Here is a 24,377-nt window from a genome sequence, read left to right as displayed (position 1 = left end):
AGATGACGTTCAAAGAACTTATAAAGAATGATAGAGTCTTAAAATCATTAGAAATAATGGATTTCACAACTCCTACAGACATTCAACAACAAGCAATTCCAATGTTTTTAGAAGGTAAAAACATATTTGGTAAATCCTCAACAGGAACAGGTAAAACTGCAGCATTCGCGCTACCAATTTTAGAAAAATTGGATATTAAAAATAGAAAACCCCAAGCCCTAATTGTAACTCCTACTCGTGAGTTAGCTAGTCAAATAATTGACGTAATTAGAAAATTAACAAGCCGTTACGAAGGTGTAAAATTAACTTCTCTTATTGGAGGAGCAGAAATTCGTAAACAATTATTATCATTGCGTGATACACACATAATTGTTGGTACACCAGGAAGAATCAATGATCACATTATTAGAAGATCATTTAACTTCGACAATATTAAAACAATCATTTTAGATGAAGCTGATGAAATGCTAAAAATGGGATTCAAAAATGAAATTGATGAAATATTCCACAGAGCAAGTCCTGAAGTACAAATTGGATTATTTAGTGCAACAACAAGTGATAAAGTTATGAGTCTTGCATATAATTATATGAAACAATATGAAACAATAATTGTTGATAACGCAGTTAAAGTTAATGACAATATTGATAACAGATTTATTTATGTACCAAGAAATAAAAAAGTAGATTTACTGTTAAGTATTTTTGAAAAACATAAACCCCAAGCAGCAATTATATTTAGTAATACAAAATCAAATACAGATAATATTTTAGATACCCTACGCGATAACAACATTACAGGTGTAGTTATTAATGGTGATAAAAGACAATCAGAAAGAACACGTGCAATTAATCGTTTTAGAAAAGGTGAAGTACAAGTACTTATAGCAACTGACGTTGCTGCTCGTGGAATTGATATTAAAGGTGTTGATTTAGTTATTAACTTTGATATACCTCGTGATAATGAATATATTATTCACCGTATTGGTAGAACTGGTCGTAATGGTGAAAAAGGTTCAGCTATATCAATAGTAGATGGTCGTGGCACATTAAAACAAATTAAAGAAATTGAACATGAATACAAAATTGAAATTTATGAAGTAGACCCTTCTGAATATGGAATAGAAAAAGGTTCTTCTTCTGATAGAGGAAGCAGAGATGATCGTGGTTCACGCGGTGGATCTTATGGTGGATCAAGAGACCGTGGTTCTCGTGGCGGATCTTCTTCTTATGGCGGATCAAGAGATCGCAGTTCACGCGGTGGATCTTATGGCGGATCAAGAGACCGTGGTTCTCGTGGCGGATCTTATGGTGGATCAAGAGACGGAGGTTCACGCGGTGGTTCTTATGAATCACGTGATAGACAACCCCGCAGTGATGACTCACAAAGTAGAAATACAAGTGGATCATTCAAATCAAATGCATACCCCTCTTCTGAAGCACCAAGAGATAGAGATCGTGGTTCATTTGGTGGATCAAGAGATCGCGGTTCATTTGGTGGATCACGCGGTGGATCAAGAGATCGCGGTTCATTTGGTGGAAGATATAGTTCACCTAAGCCAACTGGCCCAAATAGAAAAGAAAGACGAGCTGCTCTACAAAGTAAAGCTGACTTCATTGAAGAATAATTTAATATAAAAAGATGCATTTAAACGCATCTTTTTATATTAGAATGTTGGTTTCAAACCAAAACTTATTAAATTTTCTTTTTGTAACAATATTTGTTTTTTCTTTTTAAATTTTAAGTAAATCATTAATACTGTAACTAATGTTCAAATACCAAATGTAAATAATATTAAGAATAAATTAACAATAATAAATAACATAGTTATTCTAGGTAATGAATTTTTTAATTCGCACATTTCACATATTAGAACATTAGTTGAAGACGTTGAATATTTTGTTTCTCTTATAATTCCTCCATGTTTATGAGTGCTCATAATTACATTTTGTCTTGTACCTGGATTTATACCGCATTGATAACACATTGTTGGTTGCATATTTCTCCTATTTATTTCATGACTTTAACAAAAAAAAAAAAAAAACAATACTTTTTAAAAAATAAAAAAAGATGTTTTAAAAAACATCTCTTATTATTCTAAATGGCGCCCACAAGAAGATTCGAACTTCTGACCCTACGCTTAGAAGGCGCATGCTCTATCCTACTGAGCTATGTGGGCATTCATAAGTTAAATTATAACTAAAATATTTCGTTTTATAAATAATTAACCATTAGATTATAATAATTAATAATTACAAGGACTTAAATGAATAAAAACAATTACTCTTCCCTATCTTCTATTGTTTATGACTTTACAAAACCACCAGGTACTAATTCTGATGGTGACATTGAATTTTACAAATCATATCTGCTCCCACTTGAAGGCAAAATTCTTGAAGCAGGTGTCGGAAATGGTAGAATGTCTATTCCACTATTAAAGTATGGACTTTCAGTTGATGGTATTGATATTTCTAAAGAGATGCTAGATATTTATAAATACAATCTTGATAAACAAAAGTTAAGTGGAAAAATTATTAACATGAATTTAAAAGAATATGTTTCTGATAATTATTATGAAGCAATTATAATGCCAACAGGTAGTGTTTGTATGATTGAAGAAGTTGAAGATCTAAAGATAATATTAAATAACTTTTATAAGTCATTATCAAATAATGGATTTATATTGATAGACTTTATTTACCCTACTACTTTTAAACCAGGTTCATATCACAAAACAAATATTCAATTAGATAGTGAAAATTCAATAGAACTTAATATCAATCACAAATCAATTGATTGATCAAAACAAGTAGCTTATTCTACAAATCAATACATACAATTTCAAAATGGTAAAGAAATTAAAACTGAAATTCAGAACTTTAATTTACGTTGGTATTCTGAAAATGAAATTAAAATGTTGGCAGAAAAAGCTGGATATAAAAGTATTGAGTTAATAAAAAATTATAATAAAAAACGTGTGTTGAACTTGAACACTATTACTTTGTTTGCAAAAAAATAATGATTAAATCATTATTTTTTTATTATAAAATTTATTAATTTTGGAATAAATGCAAAACATAATGATGAAAGTATTATTGAAAATGTTACATCAGTTGGAAAATGAGCGTGAATTAAAACTCTAGATATTGCAGTTAATACTATTGAACATATTGCAATGATATAAAATAAAATTTTGAATATATTTTCTTTCTTTGAAATTGGTACAAAATATACTAACACTAAAAATAGTGATGCAGCTTGAGTATGACCTGATGGAAAACTTTTACCCCTATCTTGACCAAAATAAAATTGAAAAATATATTTGAAATCTACCCCATCCCCTATAACATCTCTTGGTCTTGGTCTACCAACTAGTAATTTTAATACACTAACAATCAAAGTTGTTATCAGCATAAACACAATTGCATAAATTACTTTACTCATCAATGTTGACATATACATTTTACTTTTAAATATACTTAGTTTATTAATTAAAAGTGTTGTTAATATAAAACTCAATATACAAATTGCCAAAATGATATACATTGAAATTGCTGTAATTATTTCAGTTTTATTTTTATTATGTAAAGAAAAATCTTTATAATCGAATAAAAATAAGGCCAATGTTATATTTGTAGAAATTGCCAGACCAATCATTGAATACATAAAAATGTTTTTATTTCTTGCTCTATTGCCCAAAGCCACGCAAGCAAATATTATAGTTACACCTATGGGAACCATAACTGCTTTTTTTCCTCAAACATCAAATCCAACAGATAATCAATTTTTATATGTTTCAAAAGATGACGATATTTCAAAATCAAATATCCCAAATAATATCAAAAGTATTAATAAAATTAATTCAATAAATATTAATGGTCAGTATTTTTTAAATAGACTACTTTTCATTTTTAAATAATTTTGCTGGAAGTTCAAAATAAATTCCGTATTTTTTAACTTCTGATTTTGATGCACTTTTAAACAATTTAATATATCTTTTAAATCTATTTAAAGCTATTTCAATATTTTCAGTAGTTTGAACAGTTCTATTAATTGGATGAGGACCAAAAATAATAAATGTATATTTTAATAAGTCTTCAATGTTATTTTCAAATAGTTTTAAAGTTGGTCTATTTAAACCAATAATTAAGTTTAAAATTAAGCCCATCTTTCTAATGGCATGATCTTTTTCTACTCCAGAAAGTTTTGTTCCCTTATGCTTTTCCATATATTCAATTTCATGTTCGTCAATAACAAAGTCATCAACTGTTAACTCGTAATGTTCCATTGTAGGAACCAAAATGTTATCTTTCTCTTTGAAAATATTTAATATATCTACCCAAATTTCACGTTTTGGTTCTATAACTGTTTTATTAATATATTCGGGAAACAAAGGATAAGTTAATAATGTTATTCTCAATTTTGAAAATACTGAAAGAACAATTTGTGAATAGTGATAAAGTTTTTTTTCATTAACTTTAACATGATAGTCACCCTTGCTTTCAATATATCTAGTTAAAGATAAAGGATTAACATTTTGATATGTAAACGGTGATAATACAACAATATCTTCATTACGTTTAAAAATGCTTCGAACACCCTCATCTTTATCAGAAGGAACAAAAATAGGAATATATTCTTCTAAAATTTCAAATGCATCTTGCCCTTCTTTAAGCATCGTAATTCTTGCAATTTTATCTTTCATTAAAATTGCAACCATTTTAGTTAATTCAAAAATGGCCTTAACTTTTTCTTGTCTTGTAAATGTAATTCATTTTTCATACTCAAAGTTTCCTAAAAAAATTCTAAATTCATCAGGATTTGAAATTATTTCCATTGTTGTTTTTAAATACTCAACTTCCTTAGAAAATCATTTTCTTCCCCTATTATATTTTTCAATAATCTTTTCAGGAATAAACGCTTTTGAAACATTTGTATATAAATTTTGAGCATCAATATTATTAATTAAATTAAGTACAAACAAAAATGGATAGACTTCTGACACTTTAAAATCATCATCAAAAATATGATTAATGTCATAATGCATTTTATGTGCAAGTTCTGCAATATAAGCGCGTGATAAATTTTTTCATGAATCGTGTTCTAAAAAACAATATTCATTGATATGTGGGAAACAAATTGAAGTAATCATTTGAGCAACTTCTTTTCTTTCTTGTGGTGTTTCAAATTTAATTTTTTCAGGTCTTTGTTTTGAAGGTATAGTTTTATATCTTAATGCAAATAAATTATCATAATTTTCCAAAATATAATCTGAATATTCTTTCATATCATTTGTACTGATAACTTCAAGACAAATTCCACGATATAACATATATTGAACAATACCTAAATGACAAACTTGGTAAAGACTAAAAAGCTCTTTTTTTCTAGTGTTAACAATGTATTGTAGCTCTGGATCACGTTTAACCATGTAATGCAAAGAAAATCAAAACAAACTATTGTTTTGATCCGGACTATAAAATCTGAAGTTTTTATTTTCTGAAATATTACTCATGACTATATTTTATATTTATTTATGAATTCCTCAATATCTTTAAGTGCTTTAATTGAATATTGTTCTTTTTTTAATATCTTTTTCATTTTTTTATTTAAACCTTCGGTATTAACAATTTGTCAATTAGCTTTCATTGGTTGAAAGTTTTCAGGAGATGTTATACAAATATAATTTATTAGCGCCCCCATTACAGTCGTATCTGGTCATTCAATCAATTCTTTTTCTTCAATCTTTCTTGCAACGTTAACTGCAGCAATTATTCCTGAAGAAGTAGACTCAACATATCCTTCAACACCAGTAATCTGACCTGCGAAGAAAATATTTGGATTAGATTTCATTTGCATATGCTTATTTAGTAATGTTGGTGAATTAATAAAATTATTTTTATGCATAACTCCATAGCGAATAAACTCAGCATTCTCTAATCCAGGAATCATCCTAAAAACTCTTTTTTGTTCACCTCATTTTAAATTAGTTTGAAACCCAACTAAATTAAATAAATCCTTTGCTGCATTATCTTGCCTTAATTGAACAACAGCATGTAGTTCTTTGTCTTCTTTTGATCTATATAAACCAACTGGTTTTAATGGACCATATAATAAAGTTTCTTTACCACGACTTGCCATTACCTCAACAGGCATACAACCTTCAAATACACGTAAAGATTCTTCATCTTTTAAATGCATCTCTGCTTTTTCAGAGTTTAATAATTCCTCTAAAAATTTTTCATACTCATGCTTTGTCATTGGCGCATTTAAATAATCTTTTGTTTCACCTTTGTCATATCTGTTTTTTCAATATAGTTTATTCATGTCCAAACTATCGAGTTTAACAATTGGAGCAACTGCATCAAAAAAATAAAAGTAATCACTTCCTACTAATTTTTGAATTCCTGTTTGTAGTTTAGGAGTAGTTAATGGACCAGAAGCAACAATAGTAATTTGATTTGGGTCTATATCTCCAACATCTTCACTAATTACATTTATATATTCATTGTTTCTAATTTCATTATCGATAAATCCAGAGAATATTTCTCGGTCAACTGCAAGTGAACCACCAGCTGGCAATTGCGCGCTATATGCAGCTTTTAAGATTAATGAATCAAACTTTTGCATTTCTAATTTTAATGTTCCAACTGCATTAGCTGGTTCAGTTGATCTCAGTGTATTTGAACAAACAAGTTCTGCAAAAGTATCCATAGTTTGAACAGGATTTCTTTTAATTCCTTTTACCTCATATAGATTTACATATATTTTTCTTTTAGATAATTGATATGCAGCTTCGCATCCTGCTAAACCTGCACCTATAATGTTTACGTATTTTTTCATAATTTAATTATATAAGAAAAAACATACTACTATGTATGCTTGTTTTTTATAAGATTTTAAGTTATTGTTTTCTTTTTCTAATTATAATTACAATACCAGTAATTATAATTATGACAATAGCTGAGATGATAACAGCAATAACTATAACTTCAAGTGAATTACCTTCATTATCGCCTGGCAATGGATTAGGACCTATTTCATTGTCAATATAATTAAAAGTAAACACAATTATTCCATAATATTTACTTTCTGATTTTGCTTTTATTGCGATTTCATTTTTACCAATAGGATAATTATAGTCAATATCAATTTCACCTTTTATAATTGGATATTTACTTTCAATTATTTTTAAAAGCTCATTTGAGTTCTTTGTATTAACATCCCCCAAATGTTTATCGGTTATAAGATTTGATAAATTGATTTTTAAAGAATAATTTATATCAAACATTATATATCCGCTATATTTTTGATCATTATCTGTTACTAAAACTTTTAAAGAATTACCGTTTTCAAAATCGATATCCTCAATATTTGTAAATTTACCGTTTTCAATAATTGTTCAATTCATGTTAGTTAAATCATTAGATATTAATTGTTTGTTTATCAATTCAGTAACTAATTCTATTGATTGTTCTTTATCATCATTTAAATCAATCACTTGGTCATCAATTTTAATTTCACTTAAATTTTTTAATTCTTTTTTAGTATTAATCACATTGAAATTTAAATCTATACTATCTTCAAATTCATAATAAGGTGTGAGTTTTAAATTATAGACTTTACTTTCACCATCATTATATGATTTCATAATTTCAGTTATAGCTTCATCTAAATATTTGTCTCCATATTTAATATATGAATTTTTAACAACTTTACTTAAATCCTTTCCCTCGGCTCACATATCATCTTTGAACTTCATAATATATGATTGCATTTCTTCTCGTATTTTATAATAAAGCTCATCGGGATTGGCTATATTCATAATCAATGTTGGAGTATCTAAATTACTATATTTATTTATTTCATTTTTTCTTTTGTTTTGAACTTCATCAAGTTTATTTTTTTTAACGTCAACACCAAATGCCTCTGTGATATTTGGTTCTCACTCGACCAACAATTTATATGTATTTTCATTAAAATTAATTAGTTTATTATTACCATTAGTTCAATCAAAATCAGTAACAAGTAAATCAACCACATGTCCTATTTCATGAACTGTTGTTGTTGCAAGTTGAAAATTATCAAAAGAGATAAGAGAATTATTATTAGGTACACTTAATAAATTAAAATTTATTTGAATTTCTAAACCATAAGTGCTATCACTATTTAATCCAATAACCTTACCATTAGGAATTTTTTCTGTTTTTTTTGAATGAAAAATAATTGATTTAATTAGGTGTAAATAGCTATCATCATTTTTATTTTTAAAAATTGATTTATAGACATAAAATAAATAATTAAAGGATATTAAAAATTTATTAGATATCTTTTGAAATGCATAGTCCAAGTTTATATAAGTTGAGGAATTAGCATTATTTCAAAGATCATTATTAGTATTTATATAAGAGTAAATTGCATCTTTAAGGTTAACTCCATAATAATCTGCCCCATCAATGTAAAATTTTGTAGCTTCCTTCAAATTAGTATTCAATTCTTCAAATGTATTAAATGTAAAATTGTTAATAAAGTCATCAGATCTTATTGGTTTACCCCTTGTTCAAAATATTAAATTTAACTTATTAGTTATTTTTTCTATTTCCTCATCAGGTACTCATTTATTATCAAATTCAAATGCTTTTTCATTCTTTCTTGAAAAATTATAATCAGTTCCTTCTGTGTGTCAAACATGCGAAGCTGAAGAAATACTCATTTGTATTTTAGGTCATGCAGGTGAAATATTTTCATTTACAAAAAAATCAATAAAATTATCGCCTTTTTTAATATCTTTTAAATTAACTGTCAGACCAGGCACATTCAAAGTGTCCTCTAATATTAATTCTATTTCCTTATCATTTTTGTTAATAATTTTTGGAACAACGTTTATATAAAAAAAGTCAACAAGTACCCAAAATAAATTTCTACTCTGTTCTGGAGTATTTATTCAAAAGTTAAATAATTCTGCCGAGTATTCACCCGAATGAACTCCTAATCCATATTCAGAATTTAAAAGTATGAACGATAAAAAATATGAATCAAAAAAATATGAATCTTTTGTTTTTAATTCTTCAGTGAATGTTTTATCTAATTTTGAATTTTGAAGTATAGCATTTTTAAGATAATTTAATTCATCTTCCAAACCTTTGACATGCAAATAAATATAATTTGTAAATGCTTTTATAAATCTTAGATCGGACAAATCACTTTCATTTGTATTAATGTTTTTGGGCGTAGTCTGAATATTTTTATTATCAATAAAGTTTAATGCTCCAAAGAATGATGATGATGCAAGAAGAATCACTAATATAATTTTATTTAATGTTTTCATACTACTAGATCACCCTTAATTTTATTTAAATATTTTAACTATAACTTCTACTTTAATTTTAACATTTAGAGTAATTTTTTTCATTTTTACTTTAAATTATAAAAAAAATAGTTATGATAGCAATATATAAAGGAGAAATAAATGAAAATATTACTTTTATTATTAACAACAAATATTGTGGGTGGCGGTACAGCAAATTCTGTTGTGAGTTATGAAACAATTAAATCAGAATTTACTAGAATAAATTTCGAAAGTGAAAAAATAAATTTAACAACACAAAATATGAATTCAGTAGAAGTTGATTTATCGTATTTAGAAAGTCATGAAGTGGTTACTAGTGAAGAAATTAAAGAGGCAGTGATTGTTGAGTTGGTTGTTGCTAATGCACATTTTGATTGAATTAATGATTTTTTGGAATCATATTTATTAAGTAACAGTAACTCTTGATCAACAATTGGAATAAATTATGATTTACCCGAAAGTGGATCTTCAGTTGATTATAAAGCTAGATTTTTACCAAAATATGATACAAAATTTGAAGGTGTTATGGCAGTAGACATTACCCTTTCTAATAATTCGTCTGGAGAAATACCATCAGAGGATAAGAATCTAAGTGAAGTAATTTTGAATACTAATTTAGGTTGAATAATGGATAATAAATCTGAAACAATTAAAAACAATGTTCTTTTACAAAATAAAAGTTTGGATGGTTCAGAATTTTATGTTGATATTAACAGTATAACTAATAGCGGAGCTAAATTAGTTGCTATTGAAAACAGCGGTTATTTCGGATTTGTAAGTGTTAAATTTAAAGATTTGGGTGAAAGAACAAATATTTCACAAGTTATAACAACTACCGATTTGGGTGAAATAAGCGATAACAGCAAATCTACAATTGTAAATAAAGTAGTTTTAAAAAATAAAGATATTACAATAAATGATTTCAATGTTGAAGATATTACAAATAATTCTGCAAGAATTGTTGCAAGTGATAGTTCAATATATTATGGAACTGTTGACGTTGAATTTACAATTAAAGTTACTAATCCAGATCCAAATCCTGAAAATGACTTAAGCAAAATGATTGGTTCATTAGGAAATATCGATAATATAAAAACAATTACAATTTTGGAAAGATTTGCTGAAGTGAACTCTGACTTTAAAATAGATACAAATGATTTAAAATTAGAAAACATAACCTATTCCAAAGCTAAACTAGTTCCTAAAAACGATAATTTTATCGGTTCATTGGAGTTGACATATAGAGTTGAGTCTCAAGTTGTAAATGATGTAAAATTTTCAACTAGAGAAACAAATGCTGAAGCTTATAATAGTACAAAAACAGATAGTGATAATTTTACAATTGAATACGATATAAAAACAGATATCAATGACTTTAAAAATCACTTTACTAAGTTAAGAATTAGTTATTCTGGATATATGTATAACCAAAAACAAAATGGCTGAAATAACACAGATTGAAAAGATGGAACTGAAGATGTTATAGATATTGACTGAAATAATCTTCAAAATGGTACTGCTTGAAAACACCAAGAATACATTGGAAAACAGAATAGTAATTGAAATGATATAAAATTAACAATTGAATTAAGTGGCTCAAAACTGACATTCAAATTTGAAGTAATTTCAAAAGCTAAAGCAACTTGAATAAATGCATATTATTCAAGGGCTAAAGCTCAACTATCAGTTTCAAAGTTAGAGTTTATTTCTGACAAAACTAAAGAAATTTAAAAATAAAAAATACACCAAAATATGGTGTTTTTTATTTAATATTCAATACCTTCTCTACCACTAACACCAATATTCATATAATGTTTTTTTGGAGTTATAACTGATATTAAATCAGCCAAATTATCTAGTTCATTAAAAGAATATCTTCCTGATACTAAAACCTCAATATGATCCAATCTATTTTTTAAATCATTTATTAATTCTGTTTTAGAAATAAAACCATTTTCAACTGCACCCAATAATTCATCAATAAGTATTACATCTACTTTTGGATTTTGTAATGCTTTTTTAACATTTAAATACCCAGCATAAGTTTCAGTTTTAAAAACTTCAGCTTCTTGTTCGTTCATTTCTCAAATGAATTTAGTTGAAAATTTGTATAAACTATCTATTTTAATACCTAACTTTTCAAGAATTATATTTTCGGCTGTTGGTCTATTTTTTAGGAATCTAAAATATTCAACATTAAATCCCGCACCTTTAGCGCGAATTGCACTTCCATTTAATATAGAAGTTTTACCCTTACCTTCACCACAATAAATATGAAGGTATCCTTTAGTTTTTTTCATTGTATCTCTCCTTTTAAAACAAAAAGTAATGAGATTGCTAATACATTCATCATTACTTATGTCTTTATTGTTAAATTATTTATTCTTTAAATTAAAGACCACATTTTAATTGAACACCACACTCAGGACATGTATTACATCCACCTGATTCGATAACAACTCCAATTGTACAAATTGGACATGTGTCCCCAACTTCGATACCGATACTTTTTTCATCGACTGTCTTTTTGATAAATTCATTTTCGTGATTTACTGGTTCTAAATCTACAAAACCTTTTTTCTCTTTAGTTTTTTCAATTTCTAATGAAAGAACTTGAGTATCTCTACTTCCATCAACATAGATAGTTCCACCTTTGGCACCACCTTTGTATAATCTCATATAAACTTTTTCAACTTCAGCAACAGAATATCCTTTTGGAGCATTAACTGTTTTTGAAATTGATGAATCAACTCATCTTTGGATAATACATTGAACATCAACGTGTGCTTCTGGTGTTAAATCCATAGCACTTACAAAGAATTCAGGTAATTTATCTTCTGGATTGTGATCTGGATTTAAATTCAATCATTCTTGAACAATTTTTGATTTAACTTCCATGAATTTACCTAATCTACCACTTCTGAAGTATGAGAAAGCAAAGTAAGGCTCTAATCCTGTTGAACAACCAACCATTGTTCCTGTTGACCCTGTAGGAGCCACTGTAACTAAGTGTGAGTTTCTAATTCCAAATTCTTTAATTCCATTTTGGATATCTTTTGGTAATGTTTTAATGAAACCTGATTGAGCAAATTTTGCCTTATCATCCAAGAATGGGAATGATCCTTTTTCTTTAGCTAATTCAATTGAAGTTCTATAAGCGTTTAAAGTAATTGTTTCAAATATTTTATCAACTATTGCATTACCTTCTTTTGAACCATATTTTACTCCAGCTCAAATTAGTAAGTCATGTAATCCCATTACACCCATACCAACTCTTCTTTCTCCTAGAGCTTGTTTTTTATTTTCTTCTAAGAAATATGGAGTTTCATCAATAACGTTATCTTGCATTCTTACACAAATTTTTACAGTTTCTGCTAATTTGTTATATAAAACTTCTTTTGTTTTTTTATCAACAAAATTTGATAAGTTAATTGCAGATAAGTTACATACTGAGAATGGTGCTAAAGGTTGTTCACCACAAGGGTTTGTTGCAACTACTTTTTGTCCATAACCTTTTGCATTTGTCATATCATTTGCAGCATCAATAAAGAAAATTCCTGGTTCTGCTGAATATGTTGCACAGAAGTTAATTAAATCTCAAAGATCTTTAGCTTTTATAGTTTCATAAACTTTAACTGGGTATCCCAATTTTTCTCATTCGAATACGTTACCAATTTTTTGTCATTCTTTATCATAAAATGCTTTTTGCTCTTTAGTCATTTTTTCAATATCAGGAAATTTTAAATCTCATGATTTGTTCTTTTCAACTGCTTGCATAAATGGATGAGAAATGGCAACAGAAATATTTGCCCCAGATAAGAAGTGAGGATTATTAACAACCCATTTACCTCCATCCTTAATTCTTTGTTGAGCTGTTCTTAATGTATCTTCAGAAACAGCTGTTGAATTTTTAATAACAAAATCAAACATTTCTCTTTCTGAACTTTTTAAAGGTTCAAAAGTTAGTTTTGCATTAGCAGCTTGTCTAATTGATTCAGATTTAGATTTTGTTTTTAATCACATCAAGATATCTGGATTTTGCATTTTTGAAATAATGAATTCAATAATGTCTGGGTGTCAATCTGAAAGCATAATCATTTGAGCTCCACGTCTTGAACCACCTTGCTCAATTAAGTGAGTTAATTGTGATAAATCGTTTAATCAACTTACTGATCCTGAAGAACGTCCACCAACACCTTTTGCAATTGTTGCTTTAGGTCTTAAAGTAGAACCATTTGTTCCTACACCTCCACCACGTGACATAATTTCTGTAACTTGAGATCTGTGTTTTGAAATACCCTCTCTTGAGTCTTCCATATATGGCATTACATAACAGTTGAAGAAAGTAACTTTAGAATCACTTCCTGCACCATAAAGAACTCTTCCAGCTGGAATTATATTTAATGTTTGCAATTCGTTAGTGAATTTTTCTGATCATTCTTCTTTTTGTTTTGAAGTGCCTTCAGATTCAGCTAATGCTTTTCCAACACGACGTGCGATTTGTTCAAAAAATAATTCAAGTGGTTTTTCAAGACTGAATTTATCTTTGATAATACAATTAGTTGTTTTAGATTGTTCAAGTAACAAAGGATCTATTTGACCTACATATTGTTCGTCTACTTCAACAATGTATTTATTTCCCTTAATTTCTTTAAGTGTTCCAATTCCTCTTGTTGGGAATGAAGTGTCATCTTTGATAGTAGTAATAACAACATCACCAACCTTTAAAGTAGTCAGTCCCTTATCTTTTTGTGAATATCTATCAAGCATAACCATTCTTGACACAGCATCAAAACACTTTTCATCACTTTGTTTAATTGGTGAAATTATACTAAAGTGTTTTGCTATATCATTGTTCAATGATTCTATTGAACTTTTTTTATAAATTGTTTGCATTTTTTATCTCCTATTTGTTTCTTAATTGTACTATTAAAAAATATAAAAACTCAATAAAAAATTGAGTTTTTAAAAGTTTCGCACTTACGCACATATTATTTAGATTGACCAGCTTTATATAGATTTTGGAAGTGTCCTGGAATATCTTTCAGTTCATCAAAAGTACCTACTTGAACTATCCCTGTGCCTCTACCTAACACAACAATTTGATCTACATTTTTGATTGTAGAAAGCCTGTGAGCAATAGTAACTGAAGTTCTACCCTTCATTAAATTTTCTAGGTTTTCTTGAATTTCTTTTTCAACAATATTATCTAAAGCCGAAGTAGCTTCATCAAGAATTAGTAACTGTGGATCTTTTAAGAACATTCTAGCAATAACTAGACGTTGTTTTTGACCACCAGATAACATAAATCCACGTTCACCCAAAACAGTATTATATCCGTCAGAAAATGACATGATTATGTTATGTAATTCAGCCTTCTTTGCAGCCTTAATCGCGTCCTCATCAGATCTACCAAAGTTACCATATTTAATATTGTCAAACACTGTTCCAAGAATAATTTGTGGTTCTTGTTCTACGTATCCAACAAATTTTAGATAAGAAGATAAACGAACGTCTTTTAAATCTACATTATTATTAATTAATACTCTACCCTTACTTGGATCATAAAATCTCAAAAGCATTTTTGCTATAGTAGATTTACCTGAACCAGTTTCACCAACAAACGCATATGATTTCCCTTTTTCAAAAGTAAAATCAAATTTAGGAATGATTACAGAATCTGGTTTCTCTGGATAAGTAAACTCAACATTATCAAATACTATATCTCCATTTAAATCTTCAATTGTATATCCTTTTGCTGTATTGTAATGTGGGTCAATTCTAGCACTAGATTTGATGATAACTTGAATACGATATGAAGACACTTCTGCTTGAACAAATCCAAACATAATTTTTGCAACTTGCATAATTGGACCTGTCATAATTCCGATACCAGCTATAAATGAAGGTAGTAAATCTTCTAATGCTGGTTCTCCATGATAAAGAATAGCAGCTGCAATTACTACAATAACTTGCATTGAACTTGTAGCAGCAACTAATATAGTAATAAAAGTTGCAACCATAAGTGAAATATTATTTGTAAATTTGTAATAAATTTTATGACTTTCTCAAAATCTTTCCATTTTATAATCTTCTGAACCTGCTGATTTTATAAGTCTTATTGAGTTAACACGATCAGTAACATCACCATTAATTTTTGTAAGCTTTGAACGCATTTTAATCATTAATGGATGAATTATTGTTAATGAAATTAACATAAGTCCTAATGACCCAACTATTGTAACAATAACAACCGTTGCCAGATAAACATCTAATATGAAGAAAATTACTAAAGAACCAAAAAATGTAATAACTGCATTAATTGCAGCCACAGGAACTATTTGAGCTTGTTCACCAACTATTTGAGTATCAGATATTAATTTAGTTAATGTTTCACCTATTTTTTTATCTGAATAATACGAAATGTCTTGAGTAAATAGTCTTTTTAATGCAGCATTTCTTAAATTAATTTCAACTTGTCTACCAATTTTACCAGCAATTATTTGTGTCATGTAAGTAAAGAAAGCTAAACCAATGAATAAACATAATTGCAAAATACCTCAAGATCATCAAATCATTTCTTGACCAAATAAATAAGTTTGTGTACCTTTTAAATCTAGTGTAACTTGTTGAATAATTAGTGGTGCCAATATTCCACATATAGATCCCAATGTTACAAAAACCAACATACCAATTGCTAAACCAGGATTCTTTTTCATTGTTGCAAATATTGTTCCAACAAATGTCGCTTCCCTACCAATTATTTTCTTTGTAGCTTTCATATTTGATTCATCAATTTTTATATAAGTTTCGCTATTACCATCAGACTCAGGTTTATCAACTGGATCTAATATTTTAGTGTATTCTGTTTGACTACTCATATGTCCTCCACAATGTATATAATAGAATATTATCTTAAATGGACAATAAAAAATAGTCATTTATTGACTATTGATTACTAATTTTGATTAAATACAAATACATTTGAAAATTTTGAAGTCATATTATTATTTTGATTACTAATAAATATTTTAAAATCTTCATTAGTTGAAAAAGAATTAATCTGTTCAATTTTAGATTCATCATATTTATCAATTACAATGCTATTACTTACTGATGAAATAAACCTTAATTGATTTTTATGTATTTGTGGATATGAAATTTCAAAATCTACATACGATTCTGAAAGAACTAAATCATTACTTTGTGAATCATTTTCAAGCATGTATTTATATATTCCACTGTCTAATACTAAAAAAGACTTTTGAGATATATTCATCACATTTTCAATTAAACCTATGTGTGTTTGATTATTTACTTTGTTTATTGCATCAACTGAGTTAATAAAACTCATAATGTTATTATTTGTATTTATTACCTTCAAATCACCAACATAAAATATCACAAAAGGTGGTTTATAAGTATATTTTAGTGCTTCAGGATAATCACTTGAAATTATTGTGGTTCAATTTGATCTAATATTTTTGATTGAATTTGTTAGGGTTTCAATTTCAATTTTTTCTTTGCTTTCTAAAGCTTTATAAATTTTATCTCAATCGCCCTTATACTTTAGGGCGAAAAATAATAATACCTTTTCCACTAATTATAATTTATTACTTTGCTTGCAATCATTTCATTAATATATTGCGTTTTGTCTTTTGAAACATAAGAAACAATTCTACCTTCAACGCTCAATAATGAGTCTTCAAAATATTCAGTTTCATCCCCTAATACATTTGTTCAAACTTTAATGTTAATAAAGTCAGCATCAATGCTTGTTGATTTAGATTTAAAAGGTCTCTCAACTCGTAAAGTTAGTTTAAATAACTTTTTGTCATCTCCTTCTTTTTCAAAAATTAATTCAGGTACACCTACAAGTTGACCTATTAATGTTACATTGTTCATTTTTTATTTCCTCCGCTTTCTATAACGTCTAAAAATAAAAAAAATAATTCATTTTTTGAATTATTTTATAAATTATTAAATTATTTTATAAACTCTTTTAGTTCTTTAATCATTAAATCTAATTTAGAAACGGATTCAGATTGATTTTTAGCAACACTAATAAAATAAATTTTAACTTTCGGTTCAGTACCTGAAGGTCTAACTGCAAATCAAGAACCATCTTCATAATAAAATTTTAGCAAGTTTTGGCCCGGCATATTGTATAGACCATCTTTATAGTCTTCTGATTTAACCATTTTTAATCCTGCAAATTCTTTTGGTGGATTTGTTCTAAATTTAGAAAGAATTGGATCAATCTTTGATTTAATTTCTTCTGGTTTAAAATTTAAATTTTCAGTGAAAGTTGTATAAAAACCATATTTTGCATATAAATCATGTAACACATCGATTAATGTTTTATTATGTTTTGTTTTATAGAATCAAGCCATTTCACTTAGCATTATTGCTGCTTGTATTCCATCTTTATCTAATGTTGAACTGTCTAAAACATATCCATAACTTTCTTCATAAGCAAAAACAAAGTTTAAATCTCTTTCCTTTTCTTTTAAAATTTCTGAACCCATTCATTTAAATCCAGTTAAAGTTTTAACAATTTTTACACCATAAGTTTCATGAGCAATTCTATCACCCAAATCAGAAGTAACAAATGATGAATATAAAGCTGGATTTTTAGGAATTTTATTAATTGCTTTTAATTGTGATAATTTTCAATCAATCAACAAAGGCCCTGTTTGGTTACCATCTAATCTTATTCATTCACCCTTATGATTAACAGCAAGACCAATTCTGTCTGCATCAGGATCAGTCATAACTATTATGTTTGCATTTGGATTATTTTGACCATATTTTTTCAAAGGTATTTCTCATGCTGGTGGGAATTCTGGATTTGGATTAATTACATTTTTAAAACTTGGATCTTCAAATGAATGCTCCTCGACTTCAATAACTTTGTATCCAGCTTCTTCAAGTATCGGAGGAACAAACTCTGTACCAGTTCCATTAACTGCTGAATATATAATTTCAAAATTATCTTTATTTGCTTTTTCATGAAACTGTAATTTTTTAATCATTGATTTATAGTTTTGGATTGTTGAACTTGGAACTTCCATTAATAAACTCTTATCAGCTTCATATTTTCAATCAATTGGATTTTGAGAATCATTTTCCATTTCATTTGAAATAACTACAGTATCACTATCAATTAATTGACAACCAAATTCATCATAAATTTTATATCCGTTATAATTGGCTGGATTGTGTGATGCAGTTACAACAATACCACCAATTGTGTGTAAATCTTTAACTGCATATGAAACAACTGGTGTTGGTTTCATATTATTATTTTTGAATAGATATGATTTAACTCCTAATGAAGTCAAAATTTCAGCAACGGCTTTTGAAAATTCAATAGATTGGTATCTGTTATCATGTCCTACTACTACTCCTCTTGATGATAAATCTTTCGGATGTTTTTTCTTTAATAGTTGTACATAAGCACGTGTTACTTGGATTATTGTGTAAATGTTAAATCTACCAGGTCCTGCTCCTAAAACACCTCTTATGCCGGCTGTACCAAACTCCAAATCAATTGTAAAAGCCGCGCTAAGTTCTTCATCAGTTGCACTTAGCAATTTTTCTCTTAGTTCTGAATTTAAATTTTCATTTTCAATTCATTCTAAATATTTTTTATTTTTTCTATCAAACATAATATTCCTCCAGCGCTTGGTTACTTATATTTTAACTAAATAAAAAAATAAGTTAAACAACTTATTTTTTATTAATAGCTTCAATAATTGGCTTATAAGATTTTCGATGAATATCTAAGACACCTAAATTGTCCACTGCTATATAGTGGGCTTTTGTACAATAACCTTTATGATTTGAAAAACTATAACCAGGATATTGTGTATCATAAGCATCCATGATTCTGTCTCTATATACTTTGGCTAGAATTGAAGCCGCCGCGATTGATTGAGACTTACTATCTCCTTTTATTAAAGAAACAGTTTGAATACCATTAATATCTAATTTTTCAGCATCTAATAATGCAATTTCAGGTTTCACTTTTAAATCTGAAATAGTTTCTAACATTCCATTTTTTGAAGTTTGTTTTGGATTTACTTTATCAACATAATCACTATCATAGACTTTTATTGAATATGAAATTGAATTAGCTTTAATTAACTCAAATAAAATTTCTCTAATTTTTTTTGGTACAATTTTTGAATCTCTAATTCTTTTGTCTTCAAAATCATGATTTAAAATTACACTAGCAACAACAATTGGTCCAGCCATTGCCCCTCTACCAACTTCATCACTCCCTGATATTAAACTTACGTTATTAGTCATTTTAATTTCATTATCAAACTCAAATAATGTCATTTCTATCACTCAATTGTATTATCAAATTCTTCAGTAATATCTAATTCTTTTTGAGTTGAAATAATAATCGTTGAAGTATCTCCGATATCTAAAGGCTTTTCAAAAGATACATTCAAAAATTTACTTGCTAGTAAATCTCTAATAAATAAAGCAATCGACTTATCAACGTCTGGAATATCTTGAAATAAAATTAGTCCACTTCTTCTTGCAATTTCTTCAAATAATTTATATGAATCATCATAATTAATTGGTCTTTTAAATTGTTTTCTAGTTTTATATCTTGCTTCAATGACACTTGGATAATTATCATAAATATATTTAATAATTCTAGTTGCAAATCTTTCTTTAGGAATAACATCTAATCTAATTGCATTTATAGCTATACAGTTACATGCTTGAATTTCACTGTCAAATTTTGACGGTAAAATACCTGGTGTATCAATAAGAGTAATTAATGGTGTTAAGTTGAACCTTTGAAATCCACGAGTTACCCCTGGCATATTAGCAATTTTTATTTTTTTATTTTTTATTAATTTAGAGATGAAAGTAGACTTACCTACGTTAGGAATACCAACAACAAGTACATTAACTAATAAAGCATCTATACCTTTGCGTTTTGCAGCTTTTCTCTGATCTTCAGTTCTTTTATTAATAATTTTTTCTATATCTGGAAGGATGTTTTTATTTTTTTTGTCTATTAAATAACAATCATCACCCTTTGATTTAAAATAATCCATTCATTGCTTTGTAACAATAGAATCTGCCAAATCGCCTTTTGTTAAAACAAATAATCTATTTTTACTTGTACCAATTTTTTTCATCATTGGATTTCTAGTTGAAAACGGTGCTCGTGCATCTACTATTTCAATAATGAAATCTACAGCTACAATTAAATCTTCGATTTCTTTTAAGGCCTTATTCATGTGTCCTGGAAATCAGTTAAATGATGCTTTCGTATTATTTTGACTCATAAATTTACCTCCAATTTATTATACTTTTATTTATGGTATTTATCATTATTCATTATTTTAAATGATCTATAAATTTGTTCAAACAAAACTACCCTAAATAATATATGTGGCAATGTAATTTTTCCAAAACTAATTTTTGTATAGTTATTTTGTTTGAACTCTTCAGAAAATCCGTCACTTGGTCCTACTATAAAAACTAAGTTTCCTGTTCCTACATCTTTGTTGTGCTCGATTATATTTTTTAACTCAATTGAATCAATTACTTTTGAATTAACATCTAATACAATAGGTTGAAATCTATTTTCAATTAAAGTGTTTAGTCTTTGGTTAAGCACTTTCATATTTTCAATCATATTTTTAGTTTGATTAATTGTAGAAATTTCATTTAACTCAATCACTTCAAAATTACACAATTTTGAAACCTTATCTGAATAATATTTAATTGCATCTTTAAATTCTTTGTCAACTTTGTTAAAACATATTATTTTAATTTTCATATTAACCTCATTAATATTATATTATTTAAGTATATAACTTTGAGGAACAAATGAGTAAAAACTTTTTATCAGTATTAGATGTAAAAGCAAAATCATCTAATGTAAACGAACATTTAGCCAGCGATTTAGAATTTATTTTAAATTATCTATTAAGTAATACATCTATTTCAACTTTCTGTAATATGATCTCATTTGATCTTTATGGAATGGATTTTAAGGCATTAACAACCGTTAATAATATTTCAATTCACACAGAAGAAAAAAATGGAACACTAAATTTAACTTACCTAGAAATCGTTTACAACTTAATATATCAAATTCATAAAAGAAAACTTAAATACCCCGATTCACTGGGATATGATATGTTTTCAACACCTAAAAAAATTAAATCATATATTGAGTTAAATGGATACGAGTTGGATCCTTCAACAAATGCTGAGGGTTACAAATTGTTCAAACTAATTCCTTCTCAAGGAAAACAATTAATTGAACAAGTGATTAAAAAAAATAAAAATGAAGTAATTAATATTGAAGTAAAAAATTTTATTTCTTATGCACCTTCTCAATATCAAGAAAAAGTATTTTCGTTAAGAAATATTATTCAAGCTAAGAAAGAAATTTCAGATTTTCAAGTTGATATGTTTGGTGTAGAATTTGTTCAAAACTTTATAAGTGACGTTGATAGATTATCTGGAATTAACTTGAATAATATTAAGAAAAATGATGAAACATTTATTGAAGATAACATCGACAGAATCTTTTACATAACAATTTTATTAATCTTGCTTTCAAAATAAAAAAGTACTTATATAAGTACTTTTTTTATCTACCAAAATTTGACAAGTTTGGCATCCTTCCACTTTTGAACATTTTTGCCATCTCAAGCGCTTGCTTTTTAGATTTTTCAAATTGATTTATAAGTTCATTAAATTCTTTTTCTGTTCTACCAGAACCTTTAATAATTCTTCTTTTTCTGTTTATAGCCTTTAATAATCTTGGATCTCTTCTTTCTTTTAATGTCATTGAATCCATCAAGTATTCAGCTATTTTTAATTTAGTTTGTGCTGTTGTAATTTGATCTTCCGAAATCTTACCATTTAGTCCTGGCATCATTTTCATAACTGCACCTAAATTACCCATATTTGCAAGTTGCGCCATTTGGTTTTTTAAGTCTTCCAAATCGAATAAACCTTGCATCATACGACGCATTGTTTTTTCCATAGTTCTTTGGTCAACTTGTTTTGTTGCTTTTTCAAATAGTGTTTCAACATCTCCAAATCCCATGATTCGGTCAGCAATACGTTTAGGATAGAATTCTGAAAGAGCATCAATCCCTTCACCTTCTCCAATAAATTTAATTGGAACTTTTGTAACATATGAAATAGATAGAGTAGCTCCACCTCGAGCGTCTCCATCAAGTTTAGTTACAATAACTCCAGTAATTTTTAAAGTACTATTAAACTCTGTTGCAACGTTAATGATATCTTGTCCAGTCATACCATCAACTGTAAGAATAATCTCTGTTGGAGAAGTAATTTTTTTAATTTCTTTTAATTCACCCATTAGTTGTTTATCAATTTGTAAACGACCAGCAGTATCTAAAAGAACTACATCATATTTATTTTCTTCAGCAAATTTCATTGCCTCTTTTGCTGTTTTTGTTGGATTTTGATTACCTTTTTCAAAAACATCAAATTTATTTTTTGTAGCAAGCTCAACCAGTTGATCAATAGCACCAGGTCTGTAAATATCCAATGCAACCATCAAAACTTTTTTACCTTGCTTTTTTAATAAATTTGTAAGTTTGGCAACAGTTGTTGTCTTCCCTGCCCCTTGTAAACCTACCATCATAATTGGTGAAGGCTTCTTACTGATATTTAATTCTGATTTTTCTTTACCAAGAACATTAATTAATTCTTCGTGAACGATTTTAACCATTTGTTGATCAGCACGAACACCTTCTTCAATAAATCCACCTATTGATTTTTCTTTAATAGCAGAAACAATTTTTTTAACAACATCAATATTAACGTCAGCTTCCAATAATGAAAGTCTAATTTCGCGAAGTGCTTCACTAACATTTTCTTCGTTAAGTTGTGATTTTTTTAAGTTTTTTTCAATTGACTTTTGAAAGCGTTTAGCTAAAAAATCTCCAAATCCCATAATTTACCTCAATTGATTAAATTATACATTAGATAAAAAAAATGTGGTTAAACCACATTTTTTATTTAATAAGTTACTGTGTAATTTCTTTATCTAAAAAATTAATTGAAATATTTTTAAATAATTCCAAAACTATCATGGGTCTTGTATGACCAAAATCAGTATTATAAATAATTGGAATCTTGATATTATAAATATCCATAAATTCATTTAATACATCAATTGAAGTTCTAGATGATTTTAAGTCATCAAATAACTCATGCTTACTTAAAATGATTGCAGAAATTTTTGTATGTCAACCTTTATCAAATATTCAAGAAATATTTCTTTCAATTTCGGCAATAGACTTTTGTGAGTCCTCAATTAGTAAAATATCGCCTTCCTCAATTTTAGGATATCAAGATTCATTATAACTTGAGATTATTGAGTTTAAGTTACCTCCAAATAATCTTCCGCTAATTTCCTCAACGTTGCAATTTGTCATTCACTTATTTTTTTGATATATTTTCAAGTTTGTTTCTTCTTCTCATCCCTCTTTAGAGTCGCTTCATAGATATATTGATTTTTCTGAATATTTAATTTTTTTATTTTGAATTCTATTCATCATTGATTCATATGTTGTATGTAAAAACTCAGATTCAAAATCACCAAAACTAGGAACTAATGCCGGACCATATAATACTCTACAGTTTTTTAATGAACTTTTAAAAAAGTACAGTATGCTTGTACTATCTGAAAAACCAGTAACTATCAGTTGTTTATTACTCATACTATCAGTATTAATAAAGGGCAATATTGAACTTGTATTATATCCACCAATTGATGACATCAAAATATCTATATTGCTACCTAAAAGTTGATTTATCTCATTAGCTCGCTCAATAATAGAACCCGAGCGATAGCTGTCACTTTTTCAAAACAAATCACCCAATATTACTTGATGATTTTTACTATTTAAAAAATCAATGGCTCTTTGTGACCTTTTTGGTGACAAAAATCCAATTGGTGTTGAAGCAGTATATATTCCAATCTTCATATTTTCTCCAATCAAT

General features: G+C 27.6%; 20 protein-coding genes and 1 tRNA gene. 4 read left to right on the top strand and 17 right to left on the bottom strand.

What is annotated here, in order from left to right:
* Positions 1-2: 2 nt before the first annotated feature.
* Positions 3-1,625 carry a DEAD/DEAH box helicase gene (locus tag STIUS_RS01605; RefSeq protein WP_162649560.1) on the top strand — a complete coding sequence of 541 codons (1,623 nt, stop codon included), beginning with the start codon at positions 3-5 and terminating at the stop codon, positions 1,623-1,625.
* 39 nt (positions 1,626-1,664) lie between these two features.
* On the opposite strand, the gene STIUS_RS01600 is transcribed toward STIUS_RS01605, so the two are convergent.
* Both STIUS_RS01600 and STIUS_RS01595 read right to left on the bottom strand, forming a co-directional pair.
* Positions 1,665-1,997, bottom strand: a complete 333-nt coding sequence (locus tag STIUS_RS01600; protein WP_162649558.1) for a hypothetical protein — start codon at positions 1,995-1,997, stop codon at positions 1,665-1,667.
* 103 nt (positions 1,998-2,100) lie between these two features.
* Positions 2,101-2,177 (bottom strand) — tRNA-Arg (locus tag STIUS_RS01595).
* An 87-nt stretch (positions 2,178-2,264) separates the two neighbouring features.
* On the opposite strand from STIUS_RS01595, the gene STIUS_RS01590 reads away from it, so the two are divergent.
* Positions 2,265-3,017: a bifunctional 2-polyprenyl-6-hydroxyphenol methylase/3-demethylubiquinol 3-O-methyltransferase UbiG gene (locus tag STIUS_RS01590; protein WP_162649556.1), complete on the top strand. Its 753-nt coding sequence runs from the start codon at positions 2,265-2,267 to the stop codon at positions 3,015-3,017.
* Between the two features lie 11 nt (positions 3,018-3,028).
* Here STIUS_RS01590 and STIUS_RS01585 read toward each other — a convergent pair whose 3' ends face one another.
* From STIUS_RS01585 to STIUS_RS01570, 4 genes are all read right to left on the bottom strand, one after another.
* A complete protein-coding gene (locus tag STIUS_RS01585; protein ID WP_162649555.1) occupies positions 3,029-3,907 on the bottom strand; it encodes a phosphatase PAP2 family protein in 879 nt (292 codons plus the stop codon).
* Positions 3,897-5,513, bottom strand: a complete 1,617-nt coding sequence (locus tag STIUS_RS01580; RefSeq protein WP_162649553.1) for a hypothetical protein — start codon at positions 5,511-5,513, stop codon at positions 3,897-3,899. The genes STIUS_RS01585 and STIUS_RS01580 overlap by 11 nt, the downstream gene beginning before the upstream one ends.
* Positions 5,514-5,515: 2 nt before the next feature.
* The gene (trmFO, locus tag STIUS_RS01575) at positions 5,516-6,841 is read right to left on the bottom strand and encodes a methylenetetrahydrofolate--tRNA-(uracil(54)-C(5))-methyltransferase (FADH(2)-oxidizing) TrmFO (protein ID WP_162649552.1); all 1,326 of its coding nucleotides are present in this window, start codon (positions 6,839-6,841) and stop codon (positions 5,516-5,518) included.
* Between the two features lie 61 nt (positions 6,842-6,902).
* The gene (locus STIUS_RS01570) at positions 6,903-9,326 is read right to left on the bottom strand and encodes a hypothetical protein (RefSeq protein ID WP_162649551.1); all 2,424 of its coding nucleotides are present in this window, start codon (positions 9,324-9,326) and stop codon (positions 6,903-6,905) included.
* A 141-nt stretch (positions 9,327-9,467) separates the two neighbouring features.
* On the opposite strand from STIUS_RS01570, the gene STIUS_RS01565 reads away from it, so the two are divergent.
* A complete protein-coding gene (locus STIUS_RS01565) occupies positions 9,468-11,078 on the top strand; it encodes a hypothetical protein (RefSeq protein WP_162649549.1) in 1,611 nt (536 codons plus the stop codon).
* A gap of 35 nt (positions 11,079-11,113) precedes the next feature.
* Here STIUS_RS01565 and STIUS_RS01560 read toward each other — a convergent pair whose 3' ends face one another.
* From STIUS_RS01560 to STIUS_RS01520, 9 genes are all read right to left on the bottom strand, one after another.
* Positions 11,114-11,647 carry a cob(I)yrinic acid a,c-diamide adenosyltransferase gene (locus tag STIUS_RS01560; RefSeq protein ID WP_162649548.1) on the bottom strand — a complete coding sequence of 178 codons (534 nt, stop codon included), beginning with the start codon at positions 11,645-11,647 and terminating at the stop codon, positions 11,114-11,116.
* 91 nt (positions 11,648-11,738) lie between these two features.
* A complete protein-coding gene (locus tag STIUS_RS01555; protein ID WP_162649546.1) occupies positions 11,739-14,243 on the bottom strand; it encodes a vitamin B12-dependent ribonucleotide reductase in 2,505 nt (834 codons plus the stop codon).
* 95 nt (positions 14,244-14,338) lie between these two features.
* Positions 14,339-16,228, bottom strand: a complete 1,890-nt coding sequence (locus tag STIUS_RS01550) for an ABC transporter ATP-binding protein (RefSeq protein ID WP_162649545.1) — start codon at positions 16,226-16,228, stop codon at positions 14,339-14,341.
* A 77-nt stretch (positions 16,229-16,305) separates the two neighbouring features.
* Positions 16,306-16,947: a hypothetical protein gene (locus STIUS_RS01545; RefSeq protein WP_162649544.1), complete on the bottom strand. Its 642-nt coding sequence runs from the start codon at positions 16,945-16,947 to the stop codon at positions 16,306-16,308.
* A complete protein-coding gene (locus STIUS_RS01540; protein WP_162649543.1) occupies positions 16,947-17,252 on the bottom strand; it encodes a single-stranded DNA-binding protein in 306 nt (101 codons plus the stop codon). Before STIUS_RS01540 ends, STIUS_RS01545 begins: the two co-directional genes overlap by 1 nt.
* 80 nt (positions 17,253-17,332) lie before the next feature.
* A complete protein-coding gene (locus STIUS_RS01535; protein ID WP_162650043.1) occupies positions 17,333-19,021 on the bottom strand; it encodes a phospho-sugar mutase in 1,689 nt (562 codons plus the stop codon).
* Positions 19,022-19,079: 58 nt separating this feature from the next.
* On the bottom strand, positions 19,080-19,694 hold the full coding sequence (locus STIUS_RS01530) for a ribonuclease HII (protein WP_162649541.1): 615 nt from the start codon (positions 19,692-19,694) through the stop codon (positions 19,080-19,082).
* Positions 19,695-19,696: 2 nt separating this feature from the next.
* Positions 19,697-20,665, bottom strand: coding sequence for a ribosome biogenesis GTPase YlqF (gene ylqF / locus STIUS_RS01525; RefSeq protein ID WP_162649540.1), 969 nt, complete (start codon positions 20,663-20,665; stop codon positions 19,697-19,699).
* Positions 20,666-20,691: 26 nt separating this feature from the next.
* Complete coding sequence (locus tag STIUS_RS01520) at positions 20,692-21,162, bottom strand: 23S rRNA (pseudouridine(1915)-N(3))-methyltransferase RlmH (protein WP_162649538.1); 471 nt, start codon at positions 21,160-21,162, stop codon at positions 20,692-20,694.
* A 50-nt stretch (positions 21,163-21,212) separates the two neighbouring features.
* On the opposite strand from STIUS_RS01520, the gene STIUS_RS01515 reads away from it, so the two are divergent.
* Positions 21,213-21,959, top strand: a complete 747-nt coding sequence (locus STIUS_RS01515; RefSeq protein ID WP_162649536.1) for a hypothetical protein — start codon at positions 21,213-21,215, stop codon at positions 21,957-21,959.
* A gap of 25 nt (positions 21,960-21,984) precedes the next feature.
* On the opposite strand, the gene ffh is transcribed toward STIUS_RS01515, so the two are convergent.
* Together ffh and STIUS_RS01505 are read right to left on the bottom strand one after the other, a co-directional pair.
* Positions 21,985-23,325, bottom strand: a complete 1,341-nt coding sequence (ffh, locus tag STIUS_RS01510; RefSeq protein WP_162649535.1) for a signal recognition particle protein — start codon at positions 23,323-23,325, stop codon at positions 21,985-21,987.
* Between the two features lie 73 nt (positions 23,326-23,398).
* Entirely contained in the window at positions 23,399-24,361 is a 963-nt protein-coding gene (locus STIUS_RS01505) for an LD-carboxypeptidase (protein WP_162649533.1), read from the bottom strand.
* Positions 24,362-24,377: the final 16 nt, after the last annotated feature.

Origin of the sequence: Spiroplasma sp. TIUS-1 (genome assembly GCF_010365785.1) — a bacterium.
Lineage (GTDB): Bacteria > Bacillota_I > Bacilli_A > Mycoplasmatales > Mycoplasmataceae > TIUS-1.
Note: the sequence above shows the minus strand (reverse complement) of the source record. Positions and strands in the feature narration are given on the sequence as shown.